Origin of the sequence: Corynebacterium sp. HMSC074C04 (assembly GCF_001838295.1) — a bacterium.
Classification (GTDB): domain Bacteria; phylum Actinomycetota; class Actinomycetes; order Mycobacteriales; family Mycobacteriaceae; genus Corynebacterium; species Corynebacterium amycolatum.
Map to the genome: position 1 here is coordinate 100,471 of NZ_KV836271.1, position 14,849 is coordinate 115,319.

Annotated in this window: 11 protein-coding genes; 7 read left to right on the forward strand and 4 right to left on the reverse strand. The window is 58.8% G+C overall.

The features are described from left to right. Positions 1–30 precede the first annotated feature (30 nt). Both HMPREF3011_RS04270 and HMPREF3011_RS04275 read right to left on the reverse strand, forming a co-directional pair. The gene (locus HMPREF3011_RS04270; RefSeq protein ID WP_052155554.1) at positions 31–1,998 is read right to left on the reverse strand and encodes a pyruvate kinase; all 1,968 of its coding nucleotides are present in this window, start codon (positions 1,996–1,998) and stop codon (positions 31–33) included. 138 nt (positions 1,999–2,136) lie between these two features. Then, on the reverse strand, positions 2,137–3,084 hold the full coding sequence (locus tag HMPREF3011_RS04275) for an L-lactate dehydrogenase (RefSeq protein WP_038627019.1): 948 nt from the start codon (positions 3,082–3,084) through the stop codon (positions 2,137–2,139). 110 nt (positions 3,085–3,194) lie between these two features. On the opposite strand from HMPREF3011_RS04275, the gene HMPREF3011_RS04280 reads away from it, so the two are divergent. The 3 genes from HMPREF3011_RS04280 (at position 3,195) to HMPREF3011_RS04290 (ending at position 6,920) form a co-directional block, all read left to right on the forward strand. Continuing rightward, positions 3,195–5,171, forward strand: coding sequence for an alpha/beta-hydrolase family protein (locus HMPREF3011_RS04280; RefSeq protein WP_038627020.1), 1,977 nt, complete (start codon positions 3,195–3,197; stop codon positions 5,169–5,171). A 136-nt stretch (positions 5,172–5,307) separates the two neighbouring features. After that, entirely contained in the window at positions 5,308–5,904 is a 597-nt protein-coding gene (locus tag HMPREF3011_RS04285) for a superoxide dismutase (protein ID WP_005510435.1), read from the forward strand. A 170-nt stretch (positions 5,905–6,074) separates the two neighbouring features. Then, on the forward strand, positions 6,075–6,920 hold the full coding sequence (locus HMPREF3011_RS04290; RefSeq protein ID WP_038627022.1) for a crotonase/enoyl-CoA hydratase family protein: 846 nt from the start codon (positions 6,075–6,077) through the stop codon (positions 6,918–6,920). Positions 6,921–6,924: 4 nt separating this feature from the next. Here the strand turns inward: HMPREF3011_RS04290 and HMPREF3011_RS04295 are convergent, their stop codons facing one another. Beyond that, positions 6,925–8,745, reverse strand: coding sequence for a ribonuclease H-like domain-containing protein (locus tag HMPREF3011_RS04295; protein WP_038627024.1), 1,821 nt, complete (start codon positions 8,743–8,745; stop codon positions 6,925–6,927). A 173-nt stretch (positions 8,746–8,918) separates the two neighbouring features. On the opposite strand from HMPREF3011_RS04295, the gene HMPREF3011_RS04300 reads away from it, so the two are divergent. The 4 genes from HMPREF3011_RS04300 to yidC all read left to right on the forward strand — a co-directional run bounded on the left by HMPREF3011_RS04300 (position 8,919) and on the right by yidC (position 13,873). Next, positions 8,919–9,698 (forward strand): DUF6474 family protein, encoded by a 780-nt coding sequence (locus tag HMPREF3011_RS04300; RefSeq protein WP_070841200.1) that lies wholly within the window; start codon positions 8,919–8,921, stop codon positions 9,696–9,698. Between the two features lie 160 nt (positions 9,699–9,858). Further along, positions 9,859–11,616: an alkaline phosphatase D family protein gene (locus HMPREF3011_RS04305; RefSeq protein WP_038627027.1), complete on the forward strand. Its 1,758-nt coding sequence runs from the start codon at positions 9,859–9,861 to the stop codon at positions 11,614–11,616. A gap of 348 nt (positions 11,617–11,964) precedes the next feature. Then, positions 11,965–12,318: a histone-like nucleoid-structuring protein Lsr2 gene (locus tag HMPREF3011_RS04310; RefSeq protein ID WP_016421684.1), complete on the forward strand. Its 354-nt coding sequence runs from the start codon at positions 11,965–11,967 to the stop codon at positions 12,316–12,318. 196 nt (positions 12,319–12,514) lie between these two features. Continuing rightward, positions 12,515–13,873: a membrane protein insertase YidC gene (yidC, locus tag HMPREF3011_RS04315; protein ID WP_038627029.1), complete on the forward strand. Its 1,359-nt coding sequence runs from the start codon at positions 12,515–12,517 to the stop codon at positions 13,871–13,873. A gap of 52 nt (positions 13,874–13,925) precedes the next feature. On the opposite strand, the gene HMPREF3011_RS04320 is transcribed toward yidC, so the two are convergent. Next, positions 13,926–14,546 (reverse strand): TetR/AcrR family transcriptional regulator, encoded by a 621-nt coding sequence (locus tag HMPREF3011_RS04320; RefSeq protein ID WP_016421686.1) that lies wholly within the window; start codon positions 14,544–14,546, stop codon positions 13,926–13,928. Positions 14,547–14,849: the final 303 nt, after the last annotated feature.

Sequence of the window (14,849 nt, forward strand, 5' to 3'; positions counted from 1 at the left end):
CCTAAACTAGCCCGGCCCCTAACCCAGCCACTAGTCCGACCAGCTGCGAATCTTCCGCAGCATGATGCGGCTCTTACGCTGCGAACGCCCCATCTTCCGGGCCAGGTTGTTCAAAATCGCGATGGCCTCGGTAATATGCGGCCCCTTGTTCAGCATCACGCACTCGGCACGCAGGGCGAAGGCCGCATCGGTAATCTCCGCGCGGGACGGCAGGCCGGCCTTGGCCATGTTCTCCAGCACCTGAGTACCCAGAATGGTCGGCACACCGGCTGCCTGCGCCAGCGTCAGAATCTGGCCTGGGACCTCACCCATACGGTCGAAGCCCAGCTCCACAGCCAGGTCACCACGAGCAATCATCAGACCGGACTTGGCGCGCTTCATGCTGGCGATGATGATTCCCGGCAGATTCTGGAATGCCGGAATAGTCTCAATCTTCAGCACAACACCCAGATTCCGAGCCTTCGACGCCAGGTCCTCGCGGCCCGCAGCCTCATGTTCTGCCGTAATCTCATCGAGCACCTTGTAGACGTACTCAGCATCCCCCTGCGTGCGAATAAAGCTCACCGCAGCAATATCCGCATGCTCCACCACAAAGCGCAGGTGCTCAATGTCTTCGTCGGTAAGCGAATTGAGCGGCAGGTCGGTGTTCGGCAGATTGATGCCCTTATGCGCCGCCAGCGGCTGACCATTCGGCTTCGTACGCAGGACACGCAGCCGGGCATCGACGTGACTATCTTCGCTTGACGACGTCTCGGAGACCTCAACCACCTCAGCGCCAAGTGCACCGTCGTCGAAAAGTACCGGATCGCCCGGTTTCAGAGCCGCCACGGCAGACGGCAGCGAACAGGAGACGCGTGGAATTTCATCGTCGGTGCGTGGAATGGTGGTGATTTCCTCACGGCTGGTGAGAATAAACTCATCCCCAGTGTGGAAACGCAGCTTTTGCACGGTCGGTGGCACACCACCAGCGCGCGTGACCTCGTAGTTGCTCCGCAGGTGTGTGCCCTCGGCGATCCACGCGTTCTTCTCCCCCTCGGCGAGGACAGCCTCGACCTCGCCCTCGGAGTCGGTGTCGATGCGCACAACGGTGAAGTGACGCTTGGCCGAGCGGGAGTCATGCAGCGTGATGACGTCCTCGAGCTGCAGCTGCTCCAACCACCCCTGATCTGCTTCCAGCGGCAGTGCGGGACGCCCCGGCAAATCGCTCGGAGCTGGCTTGGGGTGCTCATCCAGCCGTGGAGTCAGCCAAATCTTGGACTTGGAGATGACCGTGCCGGCGTCGTCACGCACAACACGGGCGCGCCCCACACGCGGCCCCGGTTCGATATCGCCCGTGCGCAGCTTCGGGCCAGCCAGATCCATGGACACGAAGATGCGGCGACCGGCCTTCTCAGCTGCAGCATTGACGTTGTCAATCATGCGGCTCCACTGCTCAGGGCCGTCGTGGGCGCAGTTGATGCGAGCGAGATCCATGCCAGCGGCAGCGAAGCTCTCCACCAACTCTGCATCGTCGGCGGCCTCGGCGGGCAGGGTCACCATAATGTGCGAAGTGACATCCGCGCGCTCCTGACCGAACAGCTCGGTGGCGTTGTTATCCAGGGCAATATCCGCGCGCTCATCGTCGGCAATAATGCGGGCGACATCGATGTCTGAGGTGCGCCCCGCCAGCGCCAACAGCGCGTTGAGAGCGAGCTCAAGGCGCCCCCGGGTGAAAGTCTCCACCGTAGTCAGACTGGTCACGCCGAGGTCGTGCAAGCTGTTTTGCAGCTCACGGATGTCAATTGTGCGCAGGTGTGCGTAGTGCAGCAGGTTTTCCGCGTGCCGACGGCGCTCCTCCGGCACCTCTGCGAGCAGTGCAGAAGCCTCCACCGAAACGTCGTCCAACTCTGTGATCAGATCAGTGACCTTGCTGATGAGGTCATCCAGACGCGGTACGGCCGCGCCGCTTTCAGTGTTGTCAGTTGCTGTTGCTGTGTCTTGAGGGCTCTGCGCTGCCATAGAGAAGGCACTCCTGTGTTTAAGACGAAGCGTTGGCCAGAGTCGGCCACGCGGGCCAATAGAAGGTGGGCATTCTCATTCTCAAATGAGACGGCCGAAAGCGCATGTCGAGAAGACATCTGCTCTCGCTACCAGCAGTTACTTCCAGAATGGATCCTGCACATCTCGGAGCGTCTGAATGGACTTGTCCAGCTGCTTCTTTTCGTATTCGTCCAGCTCAAGCTCGATAACGCGGCGAATTCCTCGACGGTTCACAATGGCGGGTGTTCCGATGAACACGTCCTCATGACCGTATTCACCTTGCAAGTATGCGGAGACCGGCAGAGCTACCTCTTGGTTCTGGAAAATGGCGCGCGTAATGCGGGCCAGACCCATACCGATTCCGTAGGAAGTGGAGCCCTTGGCATCGATAATCTCGTAGGCGGCATCACGGGTTCGGATGAAGATGTCCTCCAGCTCGTCGTGAAGCGCGGGGTCGGCGGCGAGGCGCTTGGACAGACTGACGCCTGCAACGTTGGCGCTGGACAACACCGGCAGCTCGGAGTCGCCGTGTTCACCAATGATGTATGCGTGCACGCTCATCGGGGAAACATCGTAGTATTCACCCAGCATGTAACGGAAACGTGCGGAGTCCAAGATGGTGCCGGAGCCGAAGACACGGTTGTGTGGCAGCCCGGAGTACTTCCACGCGGCGTATGTGAGTACGTCGACGGGGTTGGAGGCGATCAGTAGGAGCCCATCAAAACCGCTGGCCATGACGGAATCGACGATGGACTTCATAATTTTCATATTCTTGTCCACCAGCTGTAGGCGAGTCTCGCCGGGCTTTTGTGCTGCGCCTGCACAGATGACTACCAGCGCGGCATCGTCACAGTCGGCGTACGTGCCCTGAGTGACTTTGGTGCGCGACGACGCCCACACGACGCCATGGTTTAAGTCCATGACGTTGCCCATCGTCTTCTTTTCGTCGATGTCAATGATTGCCAAATGGTCGACAGTGCCTTGGTTGACCAGCGAGTACGCATATGCCACGCCGACGTCGCCAGCGCCGATCAGCACGACCTTATTTCCTGTGGATAGCTTCATAACCCTCGGATCCTTCTCAACCGATTCGGAAAACGTTGCGACACCCCACAGGCTACGCTTTGTGCGGAAAACTGGCGCGAGATGAATAAACCCCGAGGAAAAAATTTGCCATGATGGGAGTTATGGGATTCCTGCGTCGCGCATTTACTTCGATTGCGCCCTCGATTGCGTCTACGGGCAACACACCTGTAGCTCAGCCAATCGAAACCACCAGGACAGTGCGAGCTGCACGAGCAGCGCGAACGGGAATTGCAAGAGTCGCTGGCACAGCTGGCATGGCCAAAGCGCTGGGCGCAGTCGGCACCGGCAGTCTGATGGCTACCAAAGTCTTTCGCGAACGCCTCCTAGGTACCGGCCCTGGCACTATCCGCAGCGCACTGCGGGCGGGCATCCCCTCCAACCCCGGTCTAATTGGTGCAGAAATTGCGTCATGGGCTGCCTTTAGCCCCTCGCTGATGCCGCGTACTCGGACCGCCACCGTTACTGTGACCTTCCTGGCACAGTTGGCGGGCCATGTCACCGGGGTGGCTATCGGCTATGGCTACAACACGACGATGCGGCGTCTGGCCAGCACTCCGCTCAACCGCTTTGCGCCGGCACCTCGACACGAGCGCGCACTGGCCGTGACCTGGCATGTTGCCACCACGGCCACCACCGCGGCGCTGTGGCTGCGCTCTATTTCCCAGCAGCGCGAAATTGGCCGACTGGTGGGCAAGGATGAGCAGGAATCCGCACGCAGCCAGTTCGCTTCCACAATGATTGCCAGTGGTCTCTACCTGACCACTCGGGGGCTCTCCGCGCTGGCCAATCGCGGCTATGACTTACTGCGGGACAACCTCCGCCCCTGGCTGCCGCGCGGTCTCGCCCCGGTTCTCAGCGGTGCCATCGTCGGTGGTGCCGTGGCCGCCAGCATTGACCGACTGCTTATCCGTCGGACTTTGGAGTCCATCGCCAAGAAGTCCCGATACCTGAATACCCTGGTAGTTCCAGGCCGCATGCAGCCCTGGGAGCCGGAACGTTCCGGAAGTCCATGGTCTTTGGAGCCGTGGTACGCACTCGGCGCCGAGGGGCGCGTCTTCGTCGCCGAAGGCCCCCGTGCCCGAGATTTGGCGGTGGTCACTGGCAAGCCGCTCTCCGAACTGCAGGAACCCATCCGCATTTATGCGGGCAAGGTGCCAGGTCGTTCTCTGCGGGAACAGGCGGAGCTCATCATCCGCGAGATGCACCGCACCGGCGCGTTCCGGCGCGATCATCTGGTTGTCTTCACCACCACCGGCACCGGTTGGGTGCCACCGTGGTCGGCGCAGGCTGCAGAGTTCTTGACCCTTGGCAACTGCGCCACTGTCGCTCTGCAGTACTCTGACCTCCCCTCCCCAGTGGCATGGCTAACGGACCACGAAACCCCAATCGCGGCTGGCCACACCCTTATCCATCGGGTGTTGCAGGAAGTCGACAAGATGCCGGAGAACGACCGGCCAAAGGTCTACGTCGCCGGTGAATCCCTCGGCGGGTTTGGCGGTCTCGGCGCATTCGAGAATTCCGCTGACATGCTCGCACGCGTCGACGGTGCTGTCTGGACGGGCGCACCACAGTTCTCCGCAATGTGGAAAGAGCTGACGCACCGTCGGACAAAGGGGTCTCCGGAAATCGCTCCGGTCATCGACGAGGGGCGAAACATCCGCTTCGCTACGCGCCCCGACGAGCTGTACCACTCCTTCTATGTCACCAAGTTCGGGCCGTGGGAATTCCCGCGCGTCGCATTCCTGCAGCATGCCTCTGACCCCATCGTCTGGTGGGATTACCCACTGGCCTGGCGCCGCCCCGACTGGCTTGCAGAGCGCGTCGGCCGCGATGTTCTCCCCTCCATGCGCTGGCACCCGTTCGTCACCTTCTGGCAGGTGCTTATCGACGGCCTCGCCTCCGTCACCGTCCCCGGTGGTCACGGCCACCGGTACGAGGAAGAAATGCTGCCAACGTGGGCTTCCATCCTCGACATTCCGCTTGACGACGACCTGGGTGGCGCAGCCGGAATGCGCTTCAAGCGCGTGAGTAAGTGGATTCGCCGCACTCAGCCGCCACGTTCATAAACTTGTGACAGATATCCCTGAACAGCATTTTTTATGAATTTCGCATTAATTGTATTGCTTAAATGGTTGCGCATCCGCTCATCTTGAGTACCATCAACGGCACAACCTAAAAACGTGTTGAGGAGGAATTTTCCTAATGACTAAGTACGAACTTCCTGAGCTGGATTACGCTTACGACGCTCTGGAGCCGCACATCTCCGGCGAGATTATGGAGCTGCACCACAGCAAGCACCACGCTAATTACGTCAACGGCGCCAACGCTGCTCTGGAGAAGCTCGCTGCTGCTCGCGAGTCCGGCGACTTCGCAGCTGTTACCGGCCTGTCCAAGGACCTGGCCTTTAACCTGGGTGGCCACACCAACCACTCCCTGTTCTGGAAGCTGCTGTCCCCGAACGGTGGCGGCCAGCCGACCGGTGAGCTGGCTGAGGCTATCGAGCGCGACTTCGGCTCTTTCGAGAAGTTCCAGGCTCACTTCAACGCTGCTGCTCTGGGCCTGCAGGGCTCCGGCTGGGCTGTTCTGGGTTACGACACCATTGCAGAGCGCCTGGTTATTGAGCAGATGACTGATCAGCAGGGCAACCTGTCCATCAACCTGAAGCCGGTTCTGCTGCTGGATATGTGGGAGCACGCTTTCTACTTGCAGTACAAGAACGTCAAGGCTGACTACGTCAAGGCTGTCTGGAACGTCTTCAACTGGGATTACGCTGCAGAGCTGTTCGCAGCTGCCAAGTAATTTCAGCTAACAGCGCGCGGCTTTTTACGCGTCCCTGCCGCGCGCTAAAGATGGCTTACCGGCTCGCTGACGGGACTTACCCTCAGCGGGTCGGTTTTTTGTGTCTTGTTTGAGACCACTTTTGGTATTTCCCGGGCGGCACACGTATCCGTCGTTTAGCGTTAGTGCCCATGAACACCAGCAACAATGTCAACGTCGCCTATGAATACCTCGTCGTAGCTGATTCAGAGGCGGCGAAAATCGCTGTCGTCAGTTTGGACCGCGGAGACAAACTCAACGGTCTAACACTTGAGATGCTGACCGAGCTGTCCGCCGTCGCCCGGAAACTGGCAGCTGACCGTGATCTGCGTGGCGTGATCCTACGTGGCGAGGGCAAATCGTTTTGCGCTGGACTCGATTTCGCCTCGGCATTTAAGAAGCCCTCGCGCATCCTGCGCTCATTCGTCCCCGATATCCACGGCACGAACCTGTTCCAGCGCGCCTGCTGGGACTGGCGACGCCTGCCGGTGCCGGTCATCGCGGCAGTGCATGGGCACTGCTACGGCGGTGGTCTACAGATTGCACTAGGTGCTGATTTCCGCATTACTACGAGCGATGCCAAGTGGTCAATCCTCGAAGCGAAGTGGGGACTGATTCCGGATATGTCCGGTATGCGAACCATCCTCGATGAGGTCAGCGCCGATACTGCACGTTGGCTGACCATGTCTGGCGAAGAACTCAACGGCAAGGAAGCAACTGAGATTGGTCTGGCGACGTGGGCCGTGGACACGGAGGACGCTGCACTTGAGCTGTCCAAGGAGAAGTTGGCACAGCTGGCGACACGCTCGCCGGATCAGCTGGCGGCGACGAAGCGGCTTTTCCGCGATGTGCACCGCTCTCCTCGCGCAACATTCCGTGCCGAGCGCACACAGCAGCTGCTGCTATTAGCCCGCAAGAACACGGCCATTATTCGCGATGCTGCGATGAAGAAGGTCTCACCTAAGTTCGCCCGGCGCGGCACGTGGGCGCGTGGTTAGCGCGTTAAGGAACCGGCAGGTCATCCCCATGCGGCAGGTCCGCGGCCGCGCGCTGTGAATCCAGCCAGTCGCGGACGTGGGCTACCGATCGGCAATCATCGCCGTTGTAGCGCAGCAGCATGGCGCGAGCCTCGGCTTGCGTGAGCTTTTCAAAGGACTGTTCCGCGACAAAGTCGAGGTCAGTGGCCGTCGCAATGCGATACAGATCCAGCGATGCCTCGCCGTCAACATCGGCGTCGCGCCAGTGGAAGCCCGACCACGGGGCCACGACTTTAAGCCCCATACCGACGGTGGAGAGGATCTGGCGACGGGCGACCTTCAGCATGTCCACCCAGTCCTCCGAGGCAATGAACTTGTCCACTTCTTCGCGGGTCGGCACCCGCACAATCTTTGTCGGGCCAGCTGCCTCGGAACTGGAACCAGCCGCATCGCCTGTAGCCAGCTCCGCCGAATCTGCGGGCACCACAAATTCCTGGCCGCCGAACCGGGTGGCGCTCTGACGCAGCCAATAGTTCTCACCCTCTGCCGCCCAGCAATAGGCGCGGAAGGTCTTGCCTTGTTCATGCGCCGCATTTCGACGCCGCATCAGGTAATCCCAGAAAATCGCAAAGTTCCTGGCCTCCGCCGTGCCACCGAGCCCTTCTGGCCCCGGTGGCTCCCAGGTGATAAACCCGCGGTAGTCCTCCCCAGGCACCCACGTTCCCCACAGGTAGGCGCCATCGTTGGGGTACGCCTCCATATCGATATCCATCTCAACATCGCCACGCGGGGCCGATGTCTTAGCGGCTACCCGGAGCGCATCGACGTCGGCAAGCCGCGCCCTCGCCATCCACACCTGCTCCTTGCTGACGTGCGAAGTGTTGGTACTCGCCTGCGCCAGTGCCGTGACCGTGTCGATGCCCACACTGCGCAACCGCATGGACTTATCCCCAGGTAGGAGGAGGGAAATGTCGTCACTTGCGGTCAGCTCAGCCAAGCAAAGGTCGTGGTGACGGCAGGTTCGGCACTCCCGGATGCGCCGTGGCGCCAGCGGCCAGGTGCCTGGCGTAAACCGTGACGGTCGCCCCTGAGTGGCAGCGACGGCATCACGCGCGTCCCGCAACGCCATCCGGTACGAGGCCACGCGCGAACCTTCATCGGCAATGACAATATGCCGTGTATCCAGGTTCATCCCGGTGGCACTAATCGCCCCCACCAGACCACAGGATACGCCCAGGCGGTGCAGTATCGCCGCTGCCTGCCCAAGCTTCACAGCATCGGGTCCGTAATGCCGTAGCTTCCACTCGTCCGTGACAACCATCGCCTGACGCAGGGTCCGCCCCATCACGCCAGCACGTCCGAGCCGGTCAACGCCCAGCAGTCGCACCTGCATCGCCGCCGCACGCGCCGCATTGCTTGACGACGGCTTACGCCGCCGGCCCGGTTTGCGCGCAGAGAGCAAGTGCCGTGTGACAACCAGGACCGGCATGTACGTCGGTGAGGTCGTCTGTGGTGAATCATCGACCTTGACCAGCAGATCGGGGTGGCAAATCTCGTCGATTCCCGAGTACACCCCACCGGGAATCGGACGCTCATGCATGAGCACGCCACCGGCGATGACGCTTTCTCCGCGGGCGATGGCCTCAAGGGTATCCAGGTGAGCGTCCGGCCCCGGGGCCACTGTGTACAGGCCGGGGATGGACGCGATGGACGTCGGCAAGCGGTGCTCATGGCGAGAAGCAGGTTCGACTAGCCGCCCCTCGCGGAGGTCGAGGCTCAGCCGGTAGCGGCAGCCGATGAGGTCGCTCGCGTGGAGAAGCGGGCGCGAAACGGATGAATCAGTCACAATGAGAATTAGCGTATCGCCACTCGGTAGGAAGTTTCACGTTAAGCTTGGATAGCAAGAATCGTGATGCAGCCACTGCATCTGGCAAGCGCACTCCGGCGCGGTGGGGTTTACGGGTTTTCCGCCCCGCTTTTCCGGAGGGACTATCTGCGAGCAACTAGGCGAAGGAAAAAATGAGCTTCTTGGGTGACATCCGTGAGCGTCGGCGCGAAACCGCCAAGCAGGTGAAGGCTGCCAAGGCGAAGGCTAAGGAAGAGGCTCGCCACGCAGCTCGACTTAATCGCAAGGCACATAAGGCTGAGGTCAAGGCCGCTAAGCGCGACCAGAAGCACCAGCACAAGCTGGAGCTGAAGGAGGCCGCTGGCCGCGTTCGTTCTGAGGAAAAGCTCGGTAAGAAGGAACTCAAGCTGGAAAACCGTGCTCTGAAGCGCGCGGAAAAGATCCGCAAGGCAAGTGCCAAGGACGAGAAGAAGGCGCTGGCCGCCAAGCAGCGTCACCAGACCAAGATGGCCGAGAAGATCCTGCAACAGCAGCGCAGCCAGGGCTTCAACAAGGACAAGGCAAAGTCGTGGATCGGTGGCGCACGCCTGCTGGTACCGGTGCTGGTTCCGCTGGCCTACCGCGCCATCACTGCCATTCAGCGCCGTGAACACTCTTCGGCCGCGCAGAAGTTCGGTGTTTCCGCTAATGATGCCGCTCGTTACCAGGGGCACGGTGCGCCGCTGCTGGCCCGCATTGAGGCCACTCGTGGTTCACTGACAGAGCTGCGTAAGTCGGGCGTCAAGGGTACCGATGGTTTTATCAAGGACACCAACTCGCGTCTGGATGTCATGACTGATGCCATTAACACTGCCGAGAAGATGACCCCGGAGCAGCGTCGTCGCGCACACCACTCCATTACCGCAGAGCTGGATTCTCTGGATCGCCAGATCATTTCGGAGCTGGGCGCGTAAACCTGGCCGCTTCGGGTTAAGGCCACTCGCCGAGATCCGTCGAACTAAGCGCGACTGTTGTTGAGCAGCAATAGTCGCGCTTTCGCTCTTATTACCCCCGTATCGGGCTATTTTCTCCCTCCGATGGCGCTACGGACTGAGAACTACTGTAATGAGGGCTATGCCATCTTCAGATAAATCTCAGACTGCAGCCTCGGATCTGAACGGCGCGGTCTCGAATAGCGACGCAACAGCCCAAAAGCCATTCACCCCTTCTCGTCGTGCCGTACTGCGTGCCGGCGCTACCGGTGCTGCTGCTGGCGCCATCGGCCTGGCGACCGCTACTAGTGCGGGGGCCAATCCTGAGTCACAGTCTCCAGCTAATGCTGGCGGTTCTGGCGGTTTTCAGGTCTTCCAACACGGTGTGGCCTCTGGCGATCCACTGCCGGACTCCGTTCTTATCTGGACTCGTGTGACCTCGCACCCAGGCGACACCGCAGGTGCAAACCAGGGCCGCCCTGTTGCACTGAAGTGGGAAGTCGCTTCTGATGAGGGCTTCGGCAACATCGTTGCCTCTGGTGCCCTGAACACCGACCCGGATGCTGACAACACCGTCAAGATCGATGTCAAGGGTCTCTCCGCTGATTCCTACTACTTCTACCGCTTTACCGTCACCGCTGGTAATCACGCGGGCCAGGTTTCCCCGATTGGCCAGACTCGCACTGCGCCGCCGGTGAACTCCTCGCCAGATCACCTGGGCATCGCGCTGACCTCCTGCGCTAACTGGGAAAGTGGCTTCTTCTCCGCTTACCGCGATATGGCGGAAAATGACCGCATCGACATCATTATGTGTGTCGGTGACTACATCTACGAGTACGAGGCCGGTGGCTACTCCGGCAAGGGCCCGGTTCGTGACCACAAGCCGGCTCACGAGATTATTTCTCTCGCTGACTACCGCCTGCGCTACGCCACCTACCGCACCGATGCGGACCTGCAGGAAGCTCACCGCGCAAAGCCGTGGATTGTGACCTGGGATGACCACGAGGTCGCCAACGATGATTGGCACAGTGGCGCTGAGAACCACGACCCGGAGACCGAAGGCGACTACGTTGCCCGCCGCGACGCCGCTATCCAGGCTTACCTGGAGTGGCTGCCAGTTCGCGCTGTCCCCTTCTCCCAGGGCGGCAAGCTCTACCGCAGCTTCCGTTTCGGCGATCTCGCCGACCTGACCATGCTGGACCTGCGCACCTACCGTGACCAGCAGCTGAAGTTCATCCGCGCTGGCGAGACCGATGATGAGAGTCGCTCCATGCTCGGCTCTGAGCAGTTCAATTACCTGCTCGGCCAGTGGCGTTCCTCGAGCGCAAAGTGGCGTATCGTGGGCAACTCCGTCATGTTCACTCCAGTGCTGGTTCCGCCGCTGGATCCGGAGGCCACTCGCGCTGTCACTGAGCTGCTGAGCTTGCCTCAGGACGGCCTGCCGTACAACTTGGATCAGTGGGATGGCTACGCTGCTGAGCGTCGTAAGCTGATTGACATCATGGGTAAGGAGGGCTACGACAACGTTGTCTTCCTCACCGGCGATATTCACTCCTCCTGGAACTGCAACGTACCGAAGGTCCCGGGCCAGTACCCGAGTGCCGGTATTGCCGCCATTGAGATTGTCTGTACTTCCGTCAGCGCCCCGAACATCGATGACATTGTGAAGCTGCCTCAGGACAACCCGATTTCCTTGGCTGCTACCGCTGGACTCAAGGCTGCGAACCCGTACGTCAACTACCTCGAGTTCGACCGCCACGGCTACACCGCTGTCTACTTCGGCCGCGAGGACGTTACCTCTGAGTACCGCCTCGTCGAGCTCAAGGAGGAACCGAACCAGCCACTTTTCGTCGCCGCTACCTACCGAGGCAAGCCTGGTGAGGGCATGACCCAGGCTTAAGCGCTTTCTCATCCTTTCGCTTTCCGACGACCACTGAGAGCGCACCCCGCATTGCGCCCTCAGTAGCGTAGTTGCTGTTCACGACGGCCCTGCACAACATGCAGGGCCGTCTTTTTATTACCCCAAGTTCTTGTGCACAATTAATCGAATTATTAACAAACCATGTATTCGATATAAGTTGCACAATCTAGCTCAATTATCGTCAATAGACATTAAATTTCTTTGCACTTATACTGTGAGGGAAAGAAAACAGGGCTTGATATTAATTTGAAATTTCACCGTATTGAAGTTTCACCGTAAGCCTTCTTCATTATTACAAGTTCAGCACCAAGCTTAGGCAGGGATTCTATGGCACGCCGCGAACTAATTCAGTACATCGACGACCTTGATGGGACTCCGCTTGATTCCGCAGATCACCAAGTCGTTCGTTTCTCTTTCCGCGGTAAGAACTACATTCTCGACCTCTCTCAGGAAAATGCTGAGAAGTTCGAGCAGGTATTAGAACCGTATATTGCGAACGCTTCTATTGATCACAGCACGGTTGTAGCTCCGCGTAAGCGCTCTTCCGCTAATCCCAATGCCGCTGAGGCCCGTGATCGCAATCGCAAGATTCGCCAGTGGGCACGAGAGAATGGCATGGATGTTGCAGACCGCGGTGCGCTGCCAAAGCACATTATTGAAAAGTACGAGAGCGCTAACTAGTTCTCACCCAGGTTCGTTTGCCTTCCACTGGATGTCATCCAGCTTCACTATCTTAAAGACAGGGTCCCGCCACAGCGGGGCCCTGTTTTAAAGTTGGGGCAGGTGATTCGAGTCGCTAGGATAGCGGCTGGAATTGGCACACCGGCCTAATCCGGTTGTCTTACTTTTCTTATCCTTGACATGGAGGAGTCGGCCCGTGGTTATTTTGGAACCATTTGTTTGGCTGGTCTCGTTTGTCCTTAAGGCGTGGCACCTTTTACTGGCCTCAGTGTTTCACCTGCCATCTTCTCTGTCCTGGACGCTTTCTCTCTTCCTGCTGGTGTTTACGGTGCGTGGCGCTCTGGCGTTTCTCGCGTTCCAGCAATTTATCTCGGCGCGCAAGACGGCCAACCTACGGCCGCAGCTTTTTATACTCAAGGAGCGCTACCGCAGGAGCATCGAGCCGAACTCGCCACAATACGTAAACTTTGCCAGCAAGGAAATGCGCAAAGCCGAAGGTATTAAGACCTCCGTAATGCTGGCGCCCCTCTTCGTCCAGATTCCCGTGATTATGGGCCTTGTTCGCATGCTGAGGCACATGCTGCGGGCGTCTGAGGGGCCTGGGCTGCCTGCGTCTCATAATGTCGGATTCATCTCTAAGGATGAGATTTCCGACTTTCTGAGTGCGACATTCTTGGGGCAGCCTCTACCCGCGTATCTGCGCATGGACCGGGAGCAACTACAAATCCTTGGGGGCGATCATGATTCGCTGTTAGCTTTCTGCATTATCGGCATCGTGGCAGCGGCCATTTTCACCGGTTTTAACTTGGTCATTTCCTACCGCCGGTTGCAGCGCACTCTCGACTATTCCAATAGCGTCAGTGTATTCCTCAGCAAATTCATGCGCGTAATGCTTATCTACGCACCGCTGATGATCCTCTTCGCGGGGTTCTTTGGCCCAACACCTGTGGCTCTAATTGTCTACTGGGTCACCAATAACTTCTGGACACTGACCCAAAATATTATTCTTACCCGCTATGTAGAAAAGACCTACCCGCTCACGGACGATTTCCGAACTCTTCAAAACCACCAAAAGGGTGAATACGAATCGGAGCGGGAGGAAAAGAAGAAGTTAAAGCAGGCCAAGCGTCGCTTTTATATCAAATCCGCATTCGCTCCGTGGAAAATAAAGCAGTATAAGAGCGAATATGCCGCTATTGAGAAGGAATCGCGGGACCGTCGTAAAGCAAAGCAGGACGAAGAATATGCCCAGGCTTTGAAAATTGCGAAGGTTCGCTACATGGTGACCCAGATGAGGCCTGGCGCTCAGGACAATTTGCCGTCCCTGACGCAGGATATGAAGATTTCCTCGGGTATAGTTCCGCCGCTTCCCGGCCTGGCCAAAGTGCGGGCAGACATGAAACGACAAGCCGAGAAAGCACAAAAGGCGCAGAAGCGGCCGAAACCAATTCTGATTGCAAAGAACCTGGGAATGCTGCTCGGCCAGAATACGAAGAATATGGTTAAGAAAGCCACCGGCTCAAAGGAGTCGGACTGGAAACGCTTCCGGGATTAGCCCGTGAGCAAAAGGCGAGAACTAGGGCGCGTTAAAAAAGGGAATTAGGTATTTACGTGACCAAGTCACGGGCCAGGTCGCGCGCCATCTGCAGCGGGTTCAGGTCTTTGGACATCTTGGCACCCGCGAGGCCGCCGTCGAGGTAGAGCAACAGCATATTTGCGTGAGCAGACGGCATACTAGATTCATTTTCAGTCAGCAGCGTGTGTAGCTGTTGCCAAACCCAGGAGCGGTGATCGGCTGCGGCCTGGCGGATGTCCTGCTCCGACTCCGTTTCCGGCCGTGGATATTCACTAGCCGCATTCTGGAAGTGTGAACCACGGAAGTCGATTGCCGGCTGCTCCGCAATACACTGATCGAAGAAAGCGAGAATCTTCTCCGCCGGGGTATCCAACGAGGCCACTCGCTGCTCCCAAGCCTCCCGCCATTTGGCATCGAGGTCTTGCAGATACGCGATGACCAGCTTGTCCTTGGATCCAAACAACGAGTACAGGCTGGCTTTGGCGACATCAGCTTCCCGCAGGATGCGGTCAATGCCGACAACGCGGATGCCTTCCGTTGTAAACAGAGCTGTCGCTGATGTCAGGAGGCGCTCCCGCGGACTGGGGCGGTTACGACGGCGAGAGGAAGCGCGGCCGCCTTTTGCGCCCTTGCCCGTTGTCGCTTCTGCCACGGCAGTACCTCTCGTCCTTCCAAAGTCACACCCCGTTATAACAGCTGCTTACTCGCAAATATCGGCATTCGCGTCATTGCTTTCGCAACACTGAGCAGGGCGTTTATAGTTTGTGATATTCCATTGTAGGCGCATCTGCGACTGTGATTTTGTAAAAGAACAAACTAGTCAGTCTTTCAGCCTCTAGTCCTACTTTAGCGTGCGATGATTACTGCCCCCAACAGATGTCGCGACAACCGCAGAACGCCTACTTCACGACAACCACACAAGAAAAAGGGCATCTCAATGTTAATGAGATGCCCC

Excerpts from the sequence above, each read along its gene's own strand:
- HMPREF3011_RS04270 (WP_052155554.1), bottom strand. The coding sequence starts at position 1,998 with ATGGCAGCGCAGAGCCCTCAAGACACAGCAACAGCAACTGACAACACT.
- HMPREF3011_RS04275 (WP_038627019.1), bottom strand. The coding sequence starts at position 3,084 with ATGAAGCTATCCACAGGAAATAAGGTCGTGCTGATCGGCGCTGGCGAC.
- HMPREF3011_RS04280 (WP_038627020.1), top strand. The coding sequence starts at position 3,195 with ATGATGGGAGTTATGGGATTCCTGCGTCGCGCATTTACTTCGATTGCG.
- HMPREF3011_RS04285 (WP_005510435.1), top strand. The coding sequence starts at position 5,308 with ATGACTAAGTACGAACTTCCTGAGCTGGATTACGCTTACGACGCTCTG.
- HMPREF3011_RS04290 (WP_038627022.1), top strand. The coding sequence starts at position 6,075 with ATGAACACCAGCAACAATGTCAACGTCGCCTATGAATACCTCGTCGTA.
- HMPREF3011_RS04300 (WP_070841200.1), top strand. The coding sequence starts at position 8,919 with ATGAGCTTCTTGGGTGACATCCGTGAGCGTCGGCGCGAAACCGCCAAG.
- HMPREF3011_RS04305 (WP_038627027.1), top strand. The coding sequence starts at position 9,859 with ATGCCATCTTCAGATAAATCTCAGACTGCAGCCTCGGATCTGAACGGC.
- HMPREF3011_RS04310 (WP_016421684.1), top strand. The coding sequence starts at position 11,965 with ATGGCACGCCGCGAACTAATTCAGTACATCGACGACCTTGATGGGACT.